Below are 22,101 nucleotides of genomic sequence, written 5' to 3' on the forward strand. Positions count from 1 at the left end.
TTAACATACGTGTATATAGTATATAATATAGGATATATATTATATACACTTTCCGATAAGGGAACTTTCCATTATGCGGACAAGCCATGTATCGGACAGTTCATAAATAATAGGTAAGACGTTATGGTTTTAAATTTATGTTTTCAGCCTACTTGCTGTCATAAATTTAAAGGCATTTTATTGTGTTTTGTGAAACTTTGTATAAAGTTTCATAACCGTTTACTATCTTGCCTATCAAAAATAAAAGTATTGCTATCGTAAAGGAGAATTGGAGATGCCAGAAACTATGACTCAAACAAAGCCAGAACAAGAAACTGTACAAATTTCTGCTAGCCAAGGACAACTTGATGTACTTGATCAGTTGTTAAAACCTGAGGTACAAGAATCATTAACAACACTAGTAGAGCAGCTTCCAAAATTAACTGAGCTTGTTAACATTTTAACTAAGTCTTATGACTTCGCTCAAACTGTTGCTACTGATGAAGTATTAAAAAACGACACTGTTAGTGCAATCCAAGAACTTGTAGAACCTGTAAAAGATACAGTGAAAAGCATGGCTGCAACTGCTATCGAAGCGAAAGATCGTGCTGATGAAAGCAACGAAGTTATCGGCCTGTTCGGTCTATTAAAATTACTAAAAGACCCACAAGCACAAAAAATGTTCCGCTTTGTGAACGCATACCTTCAAGTTAGTGCAGAACGTAATAATAAATAATTTAACTTATAACAACAATTAGTAAAGACGGGGGATAACATACTATGTCAAAACAAATTGTCATCTTAGGCGCTGGTTATGGCGGTCTTCTTGCCGCTTTAAACGTACGTAAATACTACAGCAAATCAGAAGCACAAGTTACAGTGATCAACCAATATCCAACACACCAAATCATCACTGAACTACACCGCCTTGCAGCTGGTAACGTTGCTGAGCAAGCAATTGCAATGCCACTTACAAAGCTTTTCAAAGGTAAAGACATCGATCTTAAAATTGCAACAGTTGAGTCATTCTCAGTTGATAGCAAAGAAATCAAACTAGCTGGTGGCACTACGCTATCTTACGATGCACTTGTAGTTGCTTTAGGAAGTAAAACTGCTTACTTCGGTATTCCAGGACTAGAAGAAAACAGCATGGTATTAAAATCTGCTGCTGATGCAAACAAAATCTACAAACACGTTGAAGACCGTATTCGTGAATACGCGAAAACGAAAAACGAAGCTGATGCTACAATCGTAATCGGTGGTGGCGGATTAACTGGCGTTGAGCTAGTTGGTGAGCTTGCTGACATTATGCCTAAACTTGCAAAAAGCCACGGCGTAAATCCAAAAGAAGTTAAACTTCTTCTTGTTGAAGCAGGTCCGAAAATCCTTCCAGTATTACCAGACCACTTAATCGAACGTGCAACTGCTAGCTTAGAAGCACGCGGTGTTACATTCTTAACAGGTCTTCCTGTAACAAACGTTGCTGGTAATGAAATCGACTTAAAAGACGGTCAAAAAATCGTTGCTAACACATTCGTTTGGACAGGCGGCGTACAAGGTAACCCATTAATTGGTGAATCAGGTCTTGAAGTAAACCGCGGTCGTGCAACAGTTGATGCGCACCTACAATCTACTTCTCACAAAGACGTATTCGTTGCTGGAGATAGCGCTGTTGTCTTCGCTGCAGACGGTCGTCCATACCCACCAACTGCACAAATCGCTTGGCAAATGGGTGAGTTAATTGGATACAACTTATACGCAGCACTAGAAGGCAAAGCATTCGAAGAGTTCGCACCTATCAACTCTGGAACACTTGCTAGTCTAGGACGTAAAGATGCTGTTGCTACAATCGGAGCAAGCAATACTCCACTTAAAGGTTTACCAGCATCATTAATGAAAGAAGCAAGTAACGTTCGTTACTTATCACACATTAAAGGTCTATTCAGCTTAGCTTACTAATCTGAATATAAGCCCGAATCATGCCCTGCATGGTTCGGGCTATTTTTATCCGTAATTTTCTCTAACTTATTTATTCGGCAAAAGAATAATATAACCCTCTTTAATTATCAAAATATACTGACTTTTTTGTGTCGAAATTGTGTATATGAAAAGAGCAGAAGTAGATATCTTCCCTACTTCCACTCTTTCACAAGAACTATTCTCCTAATTCCACTAAGCTGTAGTTCTTCTTCCCTTTGCGAATAATAATAAATCTTCCATCAAATGAATTTTCTACAGTAACATCAGCGCCTACATCCGTTACTTTTTCACCATTCATAGATATAGCCCCATTATTAATATCTTCACGCGCTTGACGTCTAGAAGGTTCAATTCCTAAATCAACTAACCACTCTACAATGTTTTTCGTCTCTTTTGAAGACTCAAATGTCGGCATCTCTTTAAATCCTTGTTCAATTTCATCAGCTGTTAACGATTTAATATCTCCGCTAAATAACGCAGCTGTAATTTTCACAGCCTGCAAAAATGCCTCTTCTCCATGAACGAATTTCGTCATTTCTTCTGCTAATACTTTTTGCGCTTCACGTTTATGAGGCTCTGTTTCTACCTTCGCTGCTAATTCATCAATTCTCTCTTTCGTTAAGAACGTAAAGTATTTCAAGTATTTAATTACATCACGGTCATCTGTATTCACCCAGAACTGGTAAAATTCAAACGCTGTTGTCTTTTCCGGATCAAGCCAAATAGCACCACCTGCTGATTTACCAAACTTCGTACCATCTGATTTTAATAATAATGGAATCGTTAATCCGAATACTTTCGCCTCATGACCTTCTAATTTACGAATTAAATCTAAACCGCTCGTAATATTTCCCCATTGATCACTACCACCGATTTGTAATTGAACATCTTCTTCTTTGTATAAATGATGGAAGTCCATTGCTTGCAAAATTTGGTACGTGAACTCTGTAAATGAAATTCCTGTATCTAAACGACTTGCGACAATATCTTTTGCTAACATGCTATTTATGCTAAAGTTTTTTCCGTAATCACGTAAAAACTCGATAATGTTTATTTTATGTGTCCAGTCATAGTTATTTACCATCTTCACTTCGCTATTCCCGCCGAAATCAAATAGCTTTTTCATTTGCGCTGTTAACGCATCTACATTATGCTGGACTACTTCTAACGTTTGCAATTGGCGCTCTGATTGACGACCACTCGGATCACCAATTGTTCCTGTTGCCCCGCCGATTAAAATAACAGGATGATGGCCAGCTAATTGGAATCTCTTCATCATCATAAAAGGAATCAAATGTCCGATATGCATACTATCGCCAGTCGGATCCACTCCGCAGTATAGTGAAATCTTTTTCTCTTCTACTAACTTACGTAAACCTTCTTCATCTGTCTGTTGATTCACAGCACCGCGCCATTCTAATTCATCAATAATATTCATCTTTTGTCATCCCCCTTATTTTTTAAAAACAAAAAGTCCCTATGTCTACGATAGACATAGGGACGATTATTCACCGTGTTACCACCCAGTTTGCATAAATAGCATAGCTATTCATACCACTCTTAGCAATAATATCGATTGCTATTCCGCTTAGCATTACCTAAGATACTCCAGAGTGTAATTCACAAGTTTGTTTGTGCTAGGTTCCACCAACCCCTAGCTCTCTTTGATAACAGTGACAAACTGCTACTGGGCTCTTTCAACGTATATTTTATTTGTTAAATTATTAGCCATTATATTGAATCGAAAACAAATTGTCAACAATATCCAAATGTTATTTCGAAATAATTCATACTTTTATACGTTTTTTTCTTCAAAGGTTACTGTAGATCTTCTCCAATAATCCTTACTTCTCGCTCTAATTTCACACCGAATTTTTCTTCAACTGTCTTTTGTACGAAATGAATTAAATCAATGTAATCTTGCGCAGTTCCGTTATCAACATTCACCATAAATCCAGCGTGTTTTAAAGAAACTTCCACTCCTCCAATTCGCTTACCCTGCAGTCCTGATTCTTGAATAAGCTTACCCGCAAAATTATTTGGTGGACGCTTAAATACACTACCACATGAAGGATACTCTAACGGTTGTTTTGATTCACGCTTAAACGTTAAATCATCCATTTTTTCTTTGATTTCTTCACGCACACCTTCTTCAAGTTCAAACTTCGCTTCAAGAATAATGTAATGATTGTTCGCAAATACACTCTTACGATATCCAAATTCAAATGCATCTTTCGTTAAAGTGCATAGCTCTCCATCACCTGTCATTACAACTGCTTCTGTTAATACATAAGCTACTTCACCGCCATATGCACCAGCATTCATATATAACGCTCCACCAACTGAACCTGGAATACCACAAGCAAACTCAAGTCCTGTTAAATTGTGATCCAATGCAATTCGTGACACATCAATAATCGCTGCACCACACCCCGCAACAATCGTTGTCCCCGTTACAGTAACACCTGTAATATGAATTAAACTTACTGTAATCCCGCGAAGACCACCGTCTTTAATAATGACATTCGAACCGTTTCCTAAAAACGTAACTGGAATATTATGTTGATTCGCATACTTGATAACTTCTTGAATTTCAACATAATTTGTAGGCGCAACGAACACATCTGCTTTTCCGCCAACTTTAATATGCGTATGATTCTTCAGCATTTCATCTTGCTTCACATGACCTTCAGGCAATACTGTACTTAAATATTTATAAACCTCTTGCATATTCATTTTACGATTCCTCTATTTCTATAATCTTTTTATCCCGCTATCCACGGGCCCATAATATCCCCACATACATGAAATAAACCTAAAGTGGTGGATACAGTGTACCTAAAATCAATTCGAGACACCTATAAACCTCTTACATTATAAGAGGTGCCACTCATATTAAAATATATATCGCGTAATAAAGCAACCCAAATAGGCTACTAAACTTGACATGTAACTATATAGACAACAAATTGTAAAATATATAACTTTTACAAAACACTATCCCTCATTATCTTACTATACCATACGAAAGAAAAATGGTATTATTTTGTAATCTTTACTTTACTCACATCCATAAAAAAAGAGCACATCCCACAGAATGTGCCCTTTCTATACTCATTAAATTATTTTTCGTTCTCTTCTTTTTCCTTATCAAACCATAATAGCTCATCGTCATCAACTTCACCATTATAATTGATTAGAATCTCTTCTCCCGCTTTTATATCTTTGTAAGCAAAGAAGTTAAACGTATGATTCTCAAAGACAATATCATACGTTGCATTCGGATTATATGCATGATTAAATAACATGCCGTATCCTAAAAGGAATGCCGTATGATTTACCCCATACTCAAATGCGTAGTCAGCAAGTAACGTTTTCTCAATGTGTTCATGCTGTTCATTCGGATAAGAGATAACTGGTGCTGAGTGTATCAACTCACCCTTTTTAATATCACGAGTTGCAAATACACCTCTATTAAATTCTCCATCACTAAGTTCAGAAGTCTTAACTTCAATCATATGTGTCACCTATATATTTCTTTCTTCGAAGTATTTTTCTCCTTAAGCTTGGCAGAAAACGCGGAGAAAAGCAATTAAATTCCTACCAAGTATAAAAAGGGCACATTATTGTGCTCTTTTTAGGTGATATTCTATGAAGCCCCGCGCATCAATTATTTCAATTTAAATACCGCACTAACTGGGTTATGATCACTATTTTCAAACTTTAAGTCTTTCCCTTGTACATTTACAATTTCAACATTCGGTGAAACCATAAATCCATCAATAATAGTGACAAAGTTTTCATCTTCCACATATTTCTTCACATCATCCCTTACCGTCATAACAGATGGATCTACAGCCCATTGAAATCCTCCATCCGCAAAGTCCTTTGGTAACTCTACTAGCCATTCAGGGCGCTCTTTCACAAACTTAGGATCACTTAATTGAACATTAGAAAGTAACTGGTTCCAATCCCCACCTAATATTACGTAATCACCATTTTGATAACACTTGTTCATATATTCTTTTAAATACTCTGCTTGTTGCTTTCTAATTTTTCCGCCCTCATCATAAGCAGATAAATGTACATTTACGAGCCTAACATACTTCCCATTATTAACAGGGATTTTATGTTCAACAATCGCTCGATCTAAATCGAATAAACGCTTCGGCCAAGGCTCCATTCCGGGTAGTTGGAACCGCGTTGCTGTTTGAACTGTATATTTAGAAAATGTACTTAATCCGCCCTCAGCATATCCCAGCGGTTTTGTGACTGGGACAGGAACCCACTTAGTATCGTAGTTCTTCCCAAATGACGAAGCATAATCAGATAATCCTTTTTTCAAAAACTCATGCTCATTTACATCAAATGATCGGTGGGATTTTATATCAACTTCTTGTAACAATGTAAAATCGCTATTCTCATTTTGTAAAAATGAAAGCATATTTTTTAAGTTTATTTCAGTCTGTTCTTTACTACTCGAACCAGAACCTTTTCCACCGTCCATAAAGAAGTCTTGATCCTTATCTAATCCAGCATATCCAATATTAAATGTTGTAACTTTAAATTCATTTCCTTGCTGCAGTACACGCTCTTTGTTATTTTCAACCTTTACGTCTAAAACATTCGCTGGCTGCTCTTTTGTAAGTGTCATATAAGCTAAAAATCCACCTAGAATACCAGCTACTATTAAAATAAATATTAATACTATTTTTAAAAATTTCTTCAAAACACATGACCCCTTTTTTTGTAAAATAACATTTTATTTTTCTGTATTTTCAGTTAAATAAAGATAGATTAAAGACACAAGAAATATTTTACCATAAAGAAAAATTCATATCATTATATTTAGCTAACAAATAATCGTTGTTTCTCTCACTGCAATTATCTTGAAATTCAATCATAACATTTAAGAAGACAAGACTGTAAAGCAATTACAATCCACAACAGAGAAATTCCAACTTCAAAGAATATACAGATCCTACTTTTCGTTAACATATTTATTGGTAATCCAAAATAATATTTAGTACACTATAAATAGAACTTATAGGCGATGGAGTTCGCCGTAAATGCGAATTAGCTAATGACTCCTACCAGTATGACTACTGGTAGGAGTCTATTTTTTTTGAGTAAACTATTAGAGAGGTGAAGAAATTGAAATATATTATTGTTGGCATAGCTGGTATATTCGGAGCTCTTTCCCGTTATTATTTAGGTTTTACTATCGATACGCTTTGGCATCATGTATTACCACTCGCTACATTAACGATTAACTTAATTGGCTGTTTCTTACTTGCTTTGCTAACCACCTATATCGCTCGGTTAAACATCTTATCCTCCGAGGTTATTACCGGAATTGGAACCGGGTTTATCGGTTCATTTACGACATTTTCAACATTCAGCGTAGAAACTATACAGTTAATCAATCATTCATATTTTGGTATCGCATTTTTATATGTATCATGCAGTATGCTAGGCGGTCTAATTATGTCTGGTCTTGGCTATAAACTTGGAGATTTTTTACTACAAAAACACCTTGAGGAAGGTGAAATATCATGATTAACGCTTTATTAGTAGCAACAGGAGGATTCTTCGGTGCCATTACACGATTTGCAATTAGTAATTGGTTTAAAGAAAGAAATAAAACTTCATTTCCAATTGCTACATTCCTCGTTAATATAACCGGAGCATTTTTACTCGGATATATAATTGGCAAAGGGATAACTACAAGCTGGCAATTATTATTAGGCACAGGATTTATGGGCGCCTTCACTACATTTTCAACGTTTAAATTAGAATCTGTTCAGCTTTTCAGCCGCAAAAAATTTGGCGTACTATTTCTATATTTAAGTGCTACTTATATGATTGGTATCATCTTCGCATTCCTTGGGATGAAGTTAGGTGGAATATAAAAAAAGCGACTCTTTTACCGGTCGCTTTCTTTCATAAAAAGTATGTTGCACCATATGGAATTGAAAACAAACCAGCTGGATACACATCATAATGTATACTTTGCACAGGAAGCTGTGAATACGACATATACTGGCTCTGCATCATTTGCGCTACTTGTGCTTGTTGTTGCATTTGAATGGCCTGATGCACTGCCTGAATTGTCATCTGTGCCCCGGCCACTGTAATAGCTGGTCCTACTTGTCTTCCAATGTAAAAATAATGGTTCATCATTATTCAGCTCACTTTTTATTTTTCTTCCATATCATATGTCTCTATTTCATAGTAAGTGTTTTATCGCTCTTGCTTTTTTCGAAACATCGAGAAAAGTACTACAAATAAGATCGCAATAATCCCACTAAAGGCAAACAAATACGCTAATGGAATTAAGTAAAATGGTTCCACTAAAGTTCCATCTGGCTTCACTTCAGAACCAATTATATTAAACATAATTATACATAACACTCCTAGAAATATCGGACTAGACGCCAATAAATACTTTTTCTTCATCATAACTCCTCCTTTTTATACTCTAAAATGTCACCTGGCTGACACTCTAAAGCTTCACATATCTTCTCTAAAGTTGAGAATTTAATTGCTTTTGCTTTTCCATTTTTTAATATCGAGACATTCGCCATTGTAATTCCTAATTTCTCAGATAGCTCTGTCACACTCATTTTTCTTTTCGCTAACATTACATCGAGATTTACTACAATCGTCATAACAGAGCACCTCAAATCGTTAAGTCATTATCATCTTTTATTTCACTTGCTTTTCTAATTAAATGAGAAAGTAAGGAAGTAAAAATAGATATAACGACCGAGAAGAATAAAATAAGTAACAGAATAACTAAAACGCTCGTATGATACCTTCCAGCTACAAAAATATATAGTAATGCTCCGATATATAAAACCCCTTCAGTCATCGATAAAATACTAATCCTCTTTAATCGATTCGCATTTTTCACAGTAAAGGATTTGTCTGAAGCAATCTCTGAACATATTTTCCACCCTAAAAATAAAGCGCTGAAAAATGGAATTCCTGTGATCCAAATGAACAGTACGAATGGCTTATATAGTCCCTTCAAACTTTCTGAAGATAACAATACCGCTCTTCCCGTTTCTGGCCCAATATATATGCAGAACAATAAACCAAAACATCCGCAAAGAATGATAATTAACTTTAACCATAATGACAATTCGTTTTGTTTCACAAAAATCCCCTCCTGAACTAACAGCATTTATCTATCGCTGTTTTTTCAGCTTTGAAGTGATAAATCCAACTAGCAACATACCAATACCACTAAAGAACAATAGGTAGCTTACCGGTACTAGGAAAAAGAAAGGTTCTACTAGAAGCCCATTATCCGCCACTTTACTAGTTGTACCGTGTATTAATAAACAGGTAACTCCTAACGATATTAGTACGATAGCTAATAAAAAGTTATTTTTCATAATATATTCTCCTTTAATTTCATAATTAATTTTTCCGCATTCCTTTTGCTACCCTCATAATAAGCCCGACCACATTATAAGTCAACAACTATTTATCGTTTTGCAATAAATAGTTGTTGTTTTGAACAACAACAACAAAAAAAAAGACTATAGACAATCATTATCTATAGCCTCTTCACTCTAAAATATTCTTTTTGGAACATACACATTCTTATCGCATTATGATAGTTGCCATCAACGAAGAACTCATCTTGAAGCTCACCTTCTACTATAAATCCGACCTTTTTATAAACGTGTACAGCTTTTTCATTCTCTTTATCGACAACTAAATATATTTTATGCATATTTAATACGGAAAAAGCGTAATCCATTGCTAAACGCGTTGCATCAGCTGCATAACCGTAACCTTGGTAACTCGGGTCAATAATAATTTGGAATTCAGTTCTACGGTGAATATAATCGATTTCTACTAATTCGACCAATCCAACCATCTCATTATCTTTCTCAACGATAAATCGGCGCTCACTTTGATCATGTATATGTTTATCGTATAAATCCTGCAGCTCCACAAATGCCTCATATGGCTCTTCAAACCAATACGACATAATATGCGCGTTATTATTAAGTTCGTGTACAAACTTTAAATCTTCCCGTTCTAAAGGACGTAATTTTAATTCCTGACTCATTTCCATAACCTCCAAAGTAAAAGAAACCTCTTCACTTAATTTCTCAATTTTTTTCGATTTCAAACGTCCTACTTACATTGTAAACTTTCAAGTAACTTGAAGGTCAAGGTGTAAAAAATAGTGCAAACTTATGCCTGCACTACTACTCTTTCTTCAAATCCCTCATATTGGATATGTATAAAGCAATAACTAAAACGAGAATAGACCCTGCATATAACAACGTCTCAACCGGTTCATCGTGAGACACGATAATTAATCGAATTAAAGCCGTAATCCCGATATAAATAAAATAACGTAACGGGAAATGATAATTTGATTTAAAATACTTAATAATTAATGCGATAAACTCGAAGTATAAGAAGTAGACAATGATGCTTTCAACTAACTTATACGGTGTGTATTTCTTCGCTGAAAATATGTATTGAATAAACGTGATTGTCTCATTAATTAAAAAGATAGATAAAACAATGGATAATATAATTAGAGCTATATTTAATATCCATTGTAAAACACTCGCAATAAAATGATCGATGTTAAATGATTTCATTTTCTCTTTAAACTCCCCTTCGTATAAGTACTTGTTCATTATAACAAACTTACAATTATAGGAGTGTTAAATCAAATATGATCGTCCTCTTTCACTAGCACTTCACCATTAGGATATCTTTGCTTAATATAGTCGCTTCCCCAATCGCAAAGTACTTTTAAAACTTCTTTTAATGATTGTCCCTGTTTCGTAAGAGAATACTCAACTTTCGGTGGTACTTGATTGTATACTTTTCTAGACACAAGCCCATCTTTTTCAAGCTCTTTCAATTGCTCAGTAAGCATTTTTTGCGTAATACCAGTGACCAATCGTTTTAACTCGCCCGTTAATGCGGGATAAAAATCAAACGACTTTATTATCTCTATACAAATAGAGATTAGCAAATAATGTTACTATAACCTCAAAAAAAGAAATCTTATTTTAACTTTCCTATCGATAGGTTAACACGATAATTCCCGTACTTTAATAGTCGTCCTAGAAAGTTATCCAATTCTTCATTAGAAGCGAAATGTGTTTTTAATAAATAACACCCCTCACCACTTATACGGTGTACTTCAGAAATTCCTTCTTCTCCTTGAAAGAAATTCATAAACTCTTGATGATTAGCTGTTGTTACGAACAAAGTAACAAATGCAGTCACTACTTGTCCTAATTTGATTCGGTTTATTGCGATTGTGTATTGCTCAATAATCCCTAAATCCTCTAACCTTCGAATTCGATTTCCTACAGCCTGCCCCGTCATATGTATTTTCTGACCAAGTTCTTTCCATTGTATTCTTGAGTTTTCTCCTAATAATTTTAGTATCTCAAAATCTGTTTGATCAATGATATAAACCAATCCTTTCACCGTGAAAGTAGAAAGCCAGAAAGTGTTTCGCCAGCTTATTCTGCTTATCGATACAATTCACTATACTTAGTTTATCCTCTTACATCACATTATTTATCAGTTATATTCACTTATAACATAGAGGACGCAACAAAAAAATACATCTAGATTTAAAGGAGGTTACAAATATGTTATTACAAGAAATCCTATCGTTCAATGAACAATTTGTAGAAAATAAGGAATACGCTCCTTGTGAAGCGACAAAAATGCCTAAAAAACGTATGGTTGTTGTTTCTTGCATGGATGCTCGTTTAATTGAGCTACTTCCAAAAGCTTTAGATATACACGATGGTGATGCAAAAGTTATCAGAAATGCAGGTGGTAAAATTGCTTCTCCTTTCGATAGTGTTATGCAAAGTGTTGTAGCATCAGTATATGATCTAAATGCAGATGAAATATTTCTTATCGGACACCATAGATGTGGTGCAAGCCAAACTAATCCAAAAGGAACACTTCAAAAAATATTAGATCGCGGAGTAGCTTCACCAGAAATTTTATCAGCAATTGAATATGCTGGTGTTGACCTTGAAAAATGGTTATTTGGATTCGATGATGTCTGTGACTCAACTCAAGCTAATGTTGATTTAGTAAGAAATCATCCACTTATTCCAAAAGATGTTCCTGTACATGGTCTAGTTATTGATCCTCACACAGGCAAATTAGATTTAGTAGTTGATGGATATAAAAAATTAAATGGTATGGAACATTAATTATTACTTAAATGAAGGGAAGTTATTAGATATGAATAGACAAGAAGCTACGCAAAAAATTATGGAAGCAAAAATCGCAAAAGGTTTAACATGGGAAGAAATTTCAAAAGTAAGTGAAAACTCTGAGACTTGGGTTGTAACAGCATTATTAGGACAAGCTACAATGACACGTCCGGAAGCAGAAAAAATTGGTAAACTATTAGAATTAGATGAAGAAGTAGTTCAGGCATTAACAGTAGTTCCACTTCGAGGTCAAGTAATGCAAATGCCTCCTACTGACCCAATCTTATATCGATTATATGAAATGATGTTACAATACGCACCAACTCTTAGAGAATTAATCTTAGAAAAAGCTGGCGAAGGTGTAATGAGTGCAATTAACTTCAATCTAGGTGTGGATACACAAGAAGATCCAAAAGGTGGCGATCCTCGTATCGTTATTACACTTAACGGGAAATTCTTACCGTTCCGTACATGGTAATTAATTAAAAATCTATCTATATAACTAAAATGATTTTATAGATTTACAAAATCCATCCTTTTTAATCTAACTATATAGAAAGGGTGGATTTTTACTATGAGATTCTTTTTCGGCAAAGGAGACTAATATGAATAAAAAACACTTTAATACGAGCTTTAGTATTCTACAGTGGTTTGTGTTTCTATTAGCAAATGCAATTGCATTGCCTATCATTATTGGTGGCATATTCCATTTATCAATAGAAGATATTTCAACATTAATGCAACGAACTTTTTTAGTTGTAGGAGTAAGTTCATTTATACAAGCATGGTTTGGGCATCGCTATCCCATAGCGGATGGGCCAGCCGGTTCATGGGTAAGTATATTTGTCATATTGGGACAAGTCGCTATGCATCAGGGACAAAGTGCAAAGGATGTATTACAACTTTTAGAAGGCGGATTAATTATTGCAGGTATATTACTCTTCGTCCTTGGTATAACAGGGCTTGTGCATCGAATCTTACATTTATTTACCCCTTTAGTTACAGGAACTTTTCTTTTAATATTATCTCTTCAGCTTAGTGGTGTGTTACTAAAAGGAATGATGGGATTACAAGGAGCTGTAACTCATCCTGATTATACAACGGCTACTATTGCGCTCTTTGTTTTTGCCCTTATTACTTTCTTATCAATTAAAGGGAAAGGATGGATGAAAAGTTACGCTGTGTTACTTGGCATTTCATTTGGTTGGCTTTTGTATGCTGTATTAGGAAAATCATCTCATATGCCTTCACACACACCGTTAGTTAAGTTACCAGAGATATTCGCTTGGGGTATGCCTAGATTCGATATTGGAATGACTCTAACTGCAACTTTATTTACATTTCTTTTAGTTGCAAATACGATTACTGCTGTTTCAGCTGTAAAACAAGTGGCTCCGTTATCTAAAGAAAATGAAAAGCAAACATTGAACCGTGGTGTGTGGGCCGGAGGTATATCACATATTATCTCGTCGTTGTTCTCTACAATTGGAATTGTACCATTACCTGCATCAGCAGGATTTATTCAACTAACAGGACAAAGAAAAATGAAGTCGTTCCTTATAGCAAGTCTTATATTAGCAGGAATTTCTTTTATTCCTTCAATTGTAAACTTTATATCATTGCTACCAGGTCCTATTGCTAATGCCGCACTTTTAGCAACATTTGTCCAAGTAATAGGCATTTCATTTCAATCCATTTTACGTGAAGAATTAAATCAACGCCGATTAACTATATTAGGAATTTCATTATTAATCAGTTTGGGAATAATGTTTCTTCCAGAAAGTACATTTAGCGGAATTCCTTCTTCCTTACAATATGTTTTAAGTAATGGATTACTTGTGGGTACCATGCTTGTCATTCTATTGGAACAGTTTTGGAAAGAGTAAAATTTGTGACTAAGTAAAAAAGCGCCCTGCTTACAGGGCGCCTTTTTATACCTAATGACTAATACTAGCAGTTGGGTATAATGTTGTTCCTCCAATTGAAACTTTTATTTCATTTGTTAATGGAACATTTTGTTCATTAATAATTGTTCTCCACCATTCCCATGCAAGACCAGTACATTCTCTTGCTACGATTTTTATATTTTTTGAATTTGGTGGAAGAGGGATAACTGTAGAGTAATGAGCCGTTTTGTCTTTGCCGCTACCATCCCATGTTTTATGTGTTAGTACTTCTTTACCATTTTGATCAAATGTGAATTCATCCCAAGATACATCAAATTGCGCAACGTAAGCACCGTAATGATCCAGTGTCATTTTAGCACTTGAATATTCTGTAGTTGTCGTCTCGATATAATCTGTATTGTTATGAACAGCAGCAGTTGCATTATCTTTTAAAAAAGTACTTGTATATGAAATTGGGTATGCTGGATTTTTAAGACTTAATTCAGCATTATCTTTAATGATATTTCGGATTTCATTGAAATCTTTAGTAACAACCTTGTTATGCTCTTTCGCATCTCCGCCTAATACTACAGCAGTAAAGGTACTTTCTTCAAAAATATCTTTGTACTGTCCATTCGTTTCGACGCTGTTATTCTTAAGTAAGGCTTTAAAAGCAGCTTGTACATCTTTGCTCTTAGATGTTGTTTCTAATTTTACATAAACAGTTCTACCATAAGCTACATTTGAGACCATAACAGGTGGGGCCGAATTACTTACACCTTTACGAGTTAACTCACCAAAAGTAACACTATTATCAAAAAGATCTGATGGATTGTTAGGTAGTTCAGCACTTACGGTATAAAATATTTGCTTATATGCCGCTACCATCACTTTTTTCTCTCCATTTGCAATCGCATTAAAATCAATGTTTAGACTGTTATCAAGATATTTAGCGTTAACGTTAAGGGCACTTGCGATTTGTGATTTACTATAAACCATAGATTCTGTATACTGCATTCTTGCAGGTAACGTATGTGTTTTAGAATACTTTTCATTCCAAGTAGATACTAAATCATCTACTGCTCCAGCCACATTACCATATGTCGGATTTTGGACAGTAATTGTATTTTCTTTTCTCATGCCAGGTAAGTCTATACTAATATTCAAAGGCTTTCTCTTAGCCACTAATAAACTCGGTTGATTGTCTGCAAAAGCTTTATTTGCAAGTTGTACCGCTCCTGGATACGTACGATTCACCACAGAATCAATAATCGAAATATCGACTGGTGAAGTTGTAAGTGATTTTTTCTCGCGTTCCACTACTACAAATTTACCATTTGAATTGATACTTTCTTTCGGAACAAAACTCTCTACCTTATCACCATTTACAGCTAAAACCTCTTGATTATTATATTTAAGATTTGCTATACCAGTATCAATGCCACTAGCATTTTTGGTTACATCAGTTGTATTACCTGCTTGTGTTTCTGCGAAGGAAATAGATGAATAATTAATAGTGCATAGACTAACTAATAAACACGCAAGGAACTTTCTTCTTTTAGTGTTTTTCTTAATATTCAGAAAAATCACTCCATTCTTTTTTTAGTAAGATATGATAATGATTGATAAATGATAGCTAACTAATAAACCTACATAAATGCTTTCAAAAGTTCTTGAATTAACGGGATTACGCCACCTACAAATTTCAAAACTGCCATTGCGATTTCCATATTTTTTCCTCCTTTTTTATTGCTACGAAAATGTGATTTATCTTTATGCCCTCATTATAGTGACCCCTTACACTTTTATCAATACACTCTTATATGCAATATTACATACAAAAAAAACAAGCTGAATTCTTATAAAAAGTTATACAGAGATAATTTTTTCGTTTGGTAAATACTTGAAAATACGAAGCGTTCCTTTGCATTTCATGAGTAATTTACAAGTTTATTGTTGGAAGCATCGCAGGACCGGAAGTAATGAAATACATGCAGGACTGTTACGAGCAGCCAGAAATATTAAGAGTTATCATGGGCAACCGCATTAAAAAAAGCTGCTGCCTATAAAATACAGACAGCAACTTCAACTAGAGTAGCTGGCATGATTTACACAAGCTACAGTATTTTTTTGACATACTCATTTTTCACATTTTGTAACTAATAAACAGCGATTGGCCCATAAGGACCATTGATAATTTCAATTTTCGTTTCAAAAATATCTGTTAAAATTGTTGGGTCCATAACCTCTTCTACTGTTCCAAAAGCAGCAATTTGTCCATCCTTCATAGCACAAATTTTATCCGAATATTTGGCTGCAAAATTTATGTCATGCATAACAGTCAAAATTGTTCTTCCAAATTCATTAGCTGCACGTCTCAAATGCTCCATCATTTGAACAGAACGAGCAACATCAAGGTTGTTCAGAGGCTCGTCCAAAAGTACATATTCAGTCTCTTGGCACAATACCATCGCTACATATGCCCTTTGTCTTTGACCACCAGAAAGCTCATCTAAATATCTATTCTCTAAATTAGTTAAATCTAGAAAATCGATATATTTAGAAATAATAGCTTCATCCTCTTTAGTTAATCTTCCCTTTGAATAAGGAAAGCGCCCAAATCCAACTAATTGTCTAACAGTAAGCCTAGTTACAAAATGATTCTCTTGTCGCAATATAGTCAAAACTTTTGCTAGGTCTTTTGATTTGGATTCAGAAACATCCATATTTGCTACCTGAATTTGGCCTTCATCCATATCTAAAAGTCTGCCAATCATCAAAAGTGTCGTTGACTTTCCAGCTCCATTTGGTCCAATTAAAGAAGTAAAGCCCGCTTTTGGTATTTCAATATCCAAAGGTCCTATTTTTACCTTATCAGTATAGAACTTTTTAACATTATCAATTTTTATCATAAAGCCCTCTTCCTTAAAACTATAGTTAAGAATGTTATTCCACCAAATAATTCGATAATAACTGAAACTACACCTTGAGCATGGAATACATGATACATTAAAAAGTATGCACTCGTCATTATTAAAAATCCTATTGCAAAAGCCATTGGAAAAATATATCTATGATCATACGTTGACGCCGCCTGATAACTCAAAGTTGCTACTAAAAAGCCGTAGAAAGTAAGTGGCCCAATTAGAGCTGTTGAAATGGACATCAAAATAGCAACTAATACAAGCGTATAAATTACACTAGGTTGATATTTAACTCCAAAAGAAGTAGCAACATCCTTTCCTAGTGACAAAACATTCAAATTCTTAGAATGTGCAAAAATTAATACTGCTACAATTATGATCATAGGAATTACAATAGGAAAATATGCAGGATCTGCATGATTAACAGAACCAAATAATCTCGCTTGTAAAATATCAAATTCTGAAGGCGCAAGTAGTTTCCTCATGAAAGTTGACGCAGAATTTAGCCCGGTACCAATAATAATTCCAACTAAAAGCATAAGTTGTAAATTCCCGTATTTACCGGAAAGTAACCATCCATAAAGTATCAAACTCATAAAGACCATAACAACGACTTGAAATAAAAATGATCCAATTCCATTAAAATTTATCAATGCACTAGCACCAAAGAAGAATATTGTACTCGTTTGAATTGCTGAATAAAGTGATTCGAAACCTAAAAGCGAAGGAGTAATAATCTTATTATTCGTAATAGATTGGAAAGCAACTGTCGACAAGCTATGGCAAACTGCAGCAATAATCATTGCAACAATAGCTACTATCCTTCTCTTAACAACTGGGATAAAAGAAGGTGAATCTATCGGAACTGGATTGTTATAAACTAAAAGTCCATATGAAGAAAGAAGACCTAAAGCAATCAATGTTATCAGTAAAATCCAATAACGTCTTGCTTCCTTCTTAGAACGAAAAGCACTAGCTGATCTATTTTCATTATGAAGGCTAGAATCGATTTCGACATTTTCTTTATTTTTATATTCTAATGTGATCATCGTAGCCTCCTTGGTTTTCTTTGCCTCAATAAAATAGTAATAAACACGACTGCTCCCACTGTTGCAAGTATTAAAGAAACAGGTACTTCAAAAGGCTTTATAATTGTTCGAGAAATGATGTCACAGGCAGTTATTGTCCCCATTCCGATCACGCACACCCAAGGTAAATTACTCCTAAGATCATCACCTCTAAACATTGAAACAATATTTGGAACAATTAATCCCAAGAAAGGTAAGTGTCCAATAACAGCTGCAACAATCCCAACTGCAACAGAGATAAGGCCAGTCCCAAAAAGAACAATTCTATTGTAATTAACTCCAAGGCTTGTTGCGACATCTTCTCCTAGTCCAGCTAAAGTCAATCTATTAGCATACATAAAAATAAGCAAAGTAATGATAACAATCAGCCATAAATATTCATATCTTCCAACCTGAACGTTAGCAAATGAACCTACAAACCAAGTTTCAATACTTTGCGTCATTTGAAAAAGGAGTCCCAAAAAAGTAGACACTGCAGAAATAACTGCTCCAAGCATCAATCCAATAATCGGGACAATTAAAGACGAACGAAGTTTAACTCTTCTTAAAAATAAAAAGAAAATCATAGTTCCTATAAAAGAAAAAATGATTGCACCAGTCATTCTTTGAACTAAAGTCGGGGCAGGAAATAATAAATATACAAAAAGCAGGCCTAAGCCTGACCATTCAATAGTCCCCGTTGTAGTAGGTTCAACAAAACGATTCTGTGTAATGAGTTGCATTACGAGTCCTGCCATCGCCATTGCAGCACCAGTAAGCATTAATGCAACTGTTCTCGGAACACGAGTTATGAAAAACATCTCCATTCCGTCCTCTTGTCCGCGTATATCATAAACTCCAGTAAACAGTGATATAATCCCTAAAATTATAACAACTATAATCGCTATTATAAAAGGTTTTGTCCATAATTTATTGTGATTATAAAACTGGGGTTGAGAAGTATTCTCAACCCTAGAAATTATATTTTTTGACACTGTTTCGTACTCCTTTACACTACTTAGCTAAAGTTTTTGCAATATTACCAAATAACTCTATGTAAGTCTGAATTGATTCATTTGTGTAAGTATCTTCTGGTGCATAAACAACCTGTTTTTTAGAAACAGCAGTTGTGTTTTGAAGAGCAGGTGATTTAGAAATAACATCTTTAGCAGGAGCTGAAGTAGCTGCATCAGATGTTGCAGCATCACGATCTAATACGAAAAGCCAATCAGGATTTGTTTGTGCAATAGCTTCAACAGAAACGTCATCACCTTTATGACCTGCAGTAGAATTTGAAACTTCTAGTGCTGGAACCCAACCGAAAATTTCATACATTGGTCCCCAAACACGACCAGAGTGAGGAGCAGCAAAACCAATATTCCCACCAGTAACAATAACACTCATAACTTTATCTTTTCCATTATAAGCAGATTTTGCAGTTTCAATAGATTTATCAAAATCAGCTACTAATTGTTTAGCTTCTTTATCTTTATCAAAGATTTTTCCTAAAGTAATTGTAGAACTTTTAAGTCCATCTACTAAATTTTTCCCAGGCGTAGTAGATTTCTCAGAAACATCAACATTAAGATCAATAACAGCTGCATTTGGCACTAATTTTTTGATTTCTTCGTAATGGCCAGCAAATCTTTGACCAACGATTACAAGTTCAGGGTTTGCAGCTGCTATAATTTCAAGATTTGGTTCGCGGTGATTTCCAATATTTTGAACTTTACTATCCTTTACATATGCTGAATCAGCAGGCATTACATCCTTTGGAGCTGCCGCTAATTTAATTCCCCAATCAGCTAAAGTTTCAAAAGTTCTATTATCTAAAGCAACTACATTCTTTGGATTTACAGGGACTTTAACAGTTCCATGGGCATCAGTGATTTCAACCGTCTTCGGCTTATCACTACTATTACCTTTATTAGCCTTTGAAGTTTCCTTACTTGAATCTGAGCAAGCTACTAACATTAAAGTGAAAACTGCTAGAATACTCACTAATTTTAAAAGCATAGATTTTTTCATAAATATACTCCTTATAATGTGATTTATTTCGAAAATGATAAAGTCCATAGATTGAATTAGATAGTAACTTTTATTCACCCAAATCGCTATTGATAATCATTTTCATTTGAACATCCTGTTAATTAGTATAGTCATTAATTATGTGAAAATCTTGTGAATGATGTGAGTTAATAAGATTAAACATAAATTGGATACGGCCTCAACTAATTCACGCTAGATTCGTCCCCTCCACACTAACCAATAGATGGGCACCTTATAAACCATGATTTCTCCTACAAAACACGCCCATTAATAGCTAATATTTTCATAATCCATTGCCTGATAGAAATATTCTTTTATAGTTTCCGTCTTTTAATATTTCTCAGAAACTATTTGATTATCAGATTTCATAGAAAAAACGAGTAAAACTGAATGAAATAGTTTACTCGTTTTTCTATTATGCTGGATATTGTTTATTATGACAAACTGTACTTGACCTATTATCTTATTTTTATCATTCAATCATTGAATAGCCCCTGCCATGTATCGTTTGAATATACCTGTCTTTCTTCTCGCACTTTAACTTTTTTCTTACATACCCAATATATAAGTCTACTACATTTGGATTTACTACTACGTTAAATCCCCAAACCTGATTCAAAAGCATTTCACGGCTCAATATTGTATTTTTATTCTTGATTAAAAATACAAGTAAATCATACTCGCGCTTAGTAAGCGAGAGATTTTTACCACCTTTTTTCACAATATTGCTAGATGCATCAACAAAGAGATCTTTAAACTGAAAAAAGTTTGTCTCATTTTGCTGGATACAGTCACTTCTCCTTAAAATAGCTTGAACCCTTGCTACTAATTCTTCTTTCACAAATGGTTTTCTTATATAATCATCCGCTCCTGCTTGTAACCCTGCTATGCAATCCTTACTAGAAATATTGTCGGTCACAATAATGATCGGTGTCGTTTTAACAAGTCGTATTTGTCTGCAAATTTCTGGTCCCGATATACTTAATGAATCCCAATCCAATATGATAATATCCCAATCTTGTTCATATATTATATTTAAACCTTGGTTTTCATTGTGAAGTTTTAAAATGAAATAGCCTTCTTGCGTTAGACCGCTTACGATTTTCTTTGCAAAAGACCGTTCATTCTTAATTACTAACACCTGCTTCACCGATGGTTCACCTCTACTTCAATATAACTTAGTTAGATAAAAAATTATCCCAAAAAAAATAATTTAAGATTTATAAATTTTAAATTCCTAAAAAATCCGTTATAACAGCTTATTAGGAGAACTCTATATAATCTTACAATAGATATGGATGAAAACACAAAATATATGAAGATTTAAATAAATATTATTTAATCATTAAGGAGCAGCTATAGTACCTACCTGCTTATCATCAATAACTATTTCTTCATTTTCTGTTTCAGGGGTACCGCCCCATCAACTTAAGCATTTTATAAAATCACAAAACAAAAAGAACCATAACCCCGCCAATCTGGCAAAGTTATGGTTCATATCATACAAAATAAAAAACCACCAAATATGTATTGGTGGAGACGGTGGGAGTCGAACCCACGTCCAAAAATATCGGCACTTAAGCTTCTACGAGTGTAGTCGATATATTAGCATTTCGCGAACTCTTCGGCCTATCGACAGGCTTCCAAGTTGCTAGTCTGATTGTTCTCTTCCTTCGCCCTCAGACGGCGAACTCCGGCGTAGTCCACTTAGTTTGAGTCCCTTACCCTACCACATGGACGATGGAGGGAGGAACCTTTAGTGCAATTAAGCAGCTAAAGAAAGATTGTTTTGTTTGCCAATTATAGGCTTTGACGTTTTAACGAGGCCGATCCCCTCGACTCGCAACCTAAGCTCGAACTATCCCTGTCGAATCCGTAACGTCCCCATGATAAAAATGGAGCATACGAAGAAATATCGTGATAGCTACTAAGAGCTGTTTTTCAATGTGCAACAATCTTACATAAGTTATTATATCATACG

Annotated in this window: 26 protein-coding genes, 1 other RNA gene, 1 riboswitch and 1 other annotated feature; of the genes, 7 read left to right on the forward strand and 20 right to left on the reverse strand. The window is 34.7% G+C overall.

Features of this window, described 5'->3' with window-relative positions; translation table 11 throughout:
- The first annotated feature begins 274 nt into the window (after positions 1 to 274).
- Positions 275 to 715 carry a DUF1641 domain-containing protein gene (locus EXW56_RS24275; RefSeq protein ID WP_002159941.1) on the forward strand — a complete coding sequence of 147 codons (441 nt, stop codon included), beginning with the start codon at positions 275 to 277 and terminating at the stop codon, positions 713 to 715.
- A gap of 44 nt (positions 716 to 759) precedes the next feature.
- Positions 760 to 1,938 carry an NAD(P)/FAD-dependent oxidoreductase gene (locus EXW56_RS24280; protein ID WP_002112768.1) on the forward strand — a complete coding sequence of 393 codons (1,179 nt, stop codon included), beginning with the start codon at positions 760 to 762 and terminating at the stop codon, positions 1,936 to 1,938.
- Between the two features lie 196 nt (positions 1,939 to 2,134).
- Here EXW56_RS24280 and tyrS read toward each other — a convergent pair whose 3' ends face one another.
- The 4 genes from tyrS to EXW56_RS24300 all read right to left on the reverse strand — a co-directional run bounded on the left by tyrS (position 2,135) and on the right by EXW56_RS24300 (position 6,688).
- Positions 2,135 to 3,397 (reverse strand): tyrosine--tRNA ligase, encoded by a 1,263-nt coding sequence (tyrS, locus tag EXW56_RS24285; RefSeq protein WP_002198902.1) that lies wholly within the window; start codon positions 3,395 to 3,397, stop codon positions 2,135 to 2,137.
- 55 nt (positions 3,398 to 3,452) lie between these two features.
- Positions 3,453 to 3,669 (reverse strand) — a binding site (T-box leader).
- Positions 3,670 to 3,777: 108 nt separating this feature from the next.
- A complete protein-coding gene (gene murB, locus EXW56_RS24290; protein ID WP_002198901.1) occupies positions 3,778 to 4,695 on the reverse strand; it encodes a UDP-N-acetylmuramate dehydrogenase in 918 nt (305 codons plus the stop codon).
- A 386-nt stretch (positions 4,696 to 5,081) separates the two neighbouring features.
- Positions 5,082 to 5,477: an SET domain-containing protein gene (locus tag EXW56_RS24295; protein WP_000573650.1), complete on the reverse strand. Its 396-nt coding sequence runs from the start codon at positions 5,475 to 5,477 to the stop codon at positions 5,082 to 5,084.
- Between the two features lie 152 nt (positions 5,478 to 5,629).
- Positions 5,630 to 6,688 (reverse strand): endonuclease/exonuclease/phosphatase family protein, encoded by a 1,059-nt coding sequence (locus EXW56_RS24300; protein ID WP_002112772.1) that lies wholly within the window; start codon positions 6,686 to 6,688, stop codon positions 5,630 to 5,632.
- A 311-nt stretch (positions 6,689 to 6,999) separates the two neighbouring features.
- Positions 7,000 to 7,059, forward strand: a riboswitch (Fluoride riboswitch).
- Between the two features lie 54 nt (positions 7,060 to 7,113).
- On the opposite strand from EXW56_RS24300, the gene crcB (EXW56_RS24305) reads away from it, so the two are divergent.
- Positions 7,114 to 7,518 (forward strand): fluoride efflux transporter CrcB, encoded by a 405-nt coding sequence (gene crcB / locus EXW56_RS24305; protein WP_002198900.1) that lies wholly within the window; start codon positions 7,114 to 7,116, stop codon positions 7,516 to 7,518.
- Positions 7,515 to 7,871, forward strand: coding sequence for a fluoride efflux transporter CrcB (crcB, locus tag EXW56_RS24310; protein WP_002198899.1), 357 nt, complete (start codon positions 7,515 to 7,517; stop codon positions 7,869 to 7,871). The genes crcB (EXW56_RS24305) and crcB (EXW56_RS24310) overlap by 4 nt, the downstream gene beginning before the upstream one ends.
- Before the next feature lie 31 nt (positions 7,872 to 7,902).
- On the opposite strand, the gene EXW56_RS24315 is transcribed toward crcB (EXW56_RS24310), so the two are convergent.
- The 9 genes from EXW56_RS24315 to EXW56_RS24355 all read right to left on the reverse strand — a co-directional run bounded on the left by EXW56_RS24315 (position 7,903) and on the right by EXW56_RS24355 (position 11,442).
- Positions 7,903 to 8,142 carry a DUF3947 family protein gene (locus EXW56_RS24315; RefSeq protein WP_002198898.1) on the reverse strand — a complete coding sequence of 80 codons (240 nt, stop codon included), beginning with the start codon at positions 8,140 to 8,142 and terminating at the stop codon, positions 7,903 to 7,905.
- Positions 8,143 to 8,202: 60 nt separating this feature from the next.
- On the reverse strand, positions 8,203 to 8,418 hold the full coding sequence (locus EXW56_RS24320; RefSeq protein ID WP_002112777.1) for a DUF3955 domain-containing protein: 216 nt from the start codon (positions 8,416 to 8,418) through the stop codon (positions 8,203 to 8,205).
- The gene (locus EXW56_RS24325; protein WP_002112778.1) at positions 8,418 to 8,630 is read right to left on the reverse strand and encodes a helix-turn-helix domain-containing protein; all 213 of its coding nucleotides are present in this window, start codon (positions 8,628 to 8,630) and stop codon (positions 8,418 to 8,420) included. Before EXW56_RS24325 ends, EXW56_RS24320 begins: the two co-directional genes overlap by 1 nt.
- Before the next feature lie 11 nt (positions 8,631 to 8,641).
- Positions 8,642 to 9,121 (reverse strand): DUF2975 domain-containing protein, encoded by a 480-nt coding sequence (locus tag EXW56_RS24330; protein WP_215597033.1) that lies wholly within the window; start codon positions 9,119 to 9,121, stop codon positions 8,642 to 8,644.
- Positions 9,122 to 9,152: 31 nt separating this feature from the next.
- The gene (locus EXW56_RS24335; RefSeq protein ID WP_002198896.1) at positions 9,153 to 9,362 is read right to left on the reverse strand and encodes a DUF3955 domain-containing protein; all 210 of its coding nucleotides are present in this window, start codon (positions 9,360 to 9,362) and stop codon (positions 9,153 to 9,155) included.
- 164 nt (positions 9,363 to 9,526) lie between these two features.
- Positions 9,527 to 10,048: a spermidine N1-acetyltransferase gene (gene speG, locus EXW56_RS24340; RefSeq protein ID WP_002112781.1), complete on the reverse strand. Its 522-nt coding sequence runs from the start codon at positions 10,046 to 10,048 to the stop codon at positions 9,527 to 9,529.
- 142 nt (positions 10,049 to 10,190) lie between these two features.
- Positions 10,191 to 10,595, reverse strand: a complete 405-nt coding sequence (gene psiE, locus EXW56_RS24345; RefSeq protein ID WP_002198895.1) for a phosphate-starvation-inducible protein PsiE — start codon at positions 10,593 to 10,595, stop codon at positions 10,191 to 10,193.
- Between the two features lie 71 nt (positions 10,596 to 10,666).
- Positions 10,667 to 10,978: a winged helix-turn-helix transcriptional regulator gene (locus EXW56_RS24350; RefSeq protein ID WP_215597034.1), complete on the reverse strand. Its 312-nt coding sequence runs from the start codon at positions 10,976 to 10,978 to the stop codon at positions 10,667 to 10,669.
- A 32-nt stretch (positions 10,979 to 11,010) separates the two neighbouring features.
- Positions 11,011 to 11,442, reverse strand: a complete 432-nt coding sequence (locus EXW56_RS24355; RefSeq protein WP_002096214.1) for an Lrp/AsnC family transcriptional regulator — start codon at positions 11,440 to 11,442, stop codon at positions 11,011 to 11,013.
- A gap of 167 nt (positions 11,443 to 11,609) precedes the next feature.
- On the opposite strand from EXW56_RS24355, the gene EXW56_RS24360 reads away from it, so the two are divergent.
- From EXW56_RS24360 to EXW56_RS24370, 3 genes are all read left to right on the forward strand, one after another.
- Positions 11,610 to 12,191, forward strand: coding sequence for a beta-class carbonic anhydrase (locus EXW56_RS24360; protein ID WP_002198892.1), 582 nt, complete (start codon positions 11,610 to 11,612; stop codon positions 12,189 to 12,191).
- 31 nt (positions 12,192 to 12,222) lie between these two features.
- A complete protein-coding gene (gene cynS / locus EXW56_RS24365; RefSeq protein ID WP_001081567.1) occupies positions 12,223 to 12,672 on the forward strand; it encodes a cyanase in 450 nt (149 codons plus the stop codon).
- A 127-nt stretch (positions 12,673 to 12,799) separates the two neighbouring features.
- Positions 12,800 to 14,080, forward strand: coding sequence for a purine/pyrimidine permease (locus EXW56_RS24370; protein ID WP_215597035.1), 1,281 nt, complete (start codon positions 12,800 to 12,802; stop codon positions 14,078 to 14,080).
- Between the two features lie 51 nt (positions 14,081 to 14,131).
- Here the strand turns inward: EXW56_RS24370 and alo are convergent, their stop codons facing one another.
- From alo to ssrA, 7 genes are all read right to left on the reverse strand, one after another.
- Complete coding sequence (gene alo, locus EXW56_RS24375; protein WP_002198889.1) at positions 14,132 to 15,670, reverse strand: anthrolysin O/cereolysin O family cholesterol-dependent cytolysin Alo; 1,539 nt, start codon at positions 15,668 to 15,670, stop codon at positions 14,132 to 14,134.
- 569 nt (positions 15,671 to 16,239) lie between these two features.
- The gene (locus tag EXW56_RS24380) at positions 16,240 to 16,992 is read right to left on the reverse strand and encodes an iron ABC transporter ATP-binding protein (RefSeq protein WP_000590058.1); all 753 of its coding nucleotides are present in this window, start codon (positions 16,990 to 16,992) and stop codon (positions 16,240 to 16,242) included.
- The gene (locus EXW56_RS24385) at positions 16,989 to 18,053 is read right to left on the reverse strand and encodes an iron chelate uptake ABC transporter family permease subunit (RefSeq protein WP_215597036.1); all 1,065 of its coding nucleotides are present in this window, start codon (positions 18,051 to 18,053) and stop codon (positions 16,989 to 16,991) included. The genes EXW56_RS24380 and EXW56_RS24385 overlap by 4 nt, the downstream gene beginning before the upstream one ends.
- A complete protein-coding gene (locus tag EXW56_RS24390; RefSeq protein ID WP_002129872.1) occupies positions 18,050 to 19,066 on the reverse strand; it encodes an ABC transporter permease in 1,017 nt (338 codons plus the stop codon). The genes EXW56_RS24385 and EXW56_RS24390 overlap by 4 nt, the downstream gene beginning before the upstream one ends.
- A 19-nt stretch (positions 19,067 to 19,085) precedes the next feature.
- Positions 19,086 to 20,099, reverse strand: coding sequence for a siderophore ABC transporter substrate-binding protein (locus EXW56_RS24395; protein ID WP_215597037.1), 1,014 nt, complete (start codon positions 20,097 to 20,099; stop codon positions 19,086 to 19,088).
- Positions 20,100 to 20,592: 493 nt separating this feature from the next.
- Complete coding sequence (locus EXW56_RS24400; protein ID WP_002159919.1) at positions 20,593 to 21,270, reverse strand: response regulator transcription factor; 678 nt, start codon at positions 21,268 to 21,270, stop codon at positions 20,593 to 20,595.
- A gap of 381 nt (positions 21,271 to 21,651) precedes the next feature.
- Positions 21,652 to 22,006, reverse strand: a transfer-messenger RNA (tmRNA) gene (gene ssrA / locus EXW56_RS24405).
- Positions 22,007 to 22,101 lie beyond the last annotated feature (95 nt).

The sequence above is a fragment of the Bacillus mycoides genome (assembly GCF_018742245.1).
GTDB classification, from domain to species: Bacteria; Bacillota; Bacilli; order Bacillales; family Bacillaceae_G; genus Bacillus_A; species Bacillus_A cereus_U.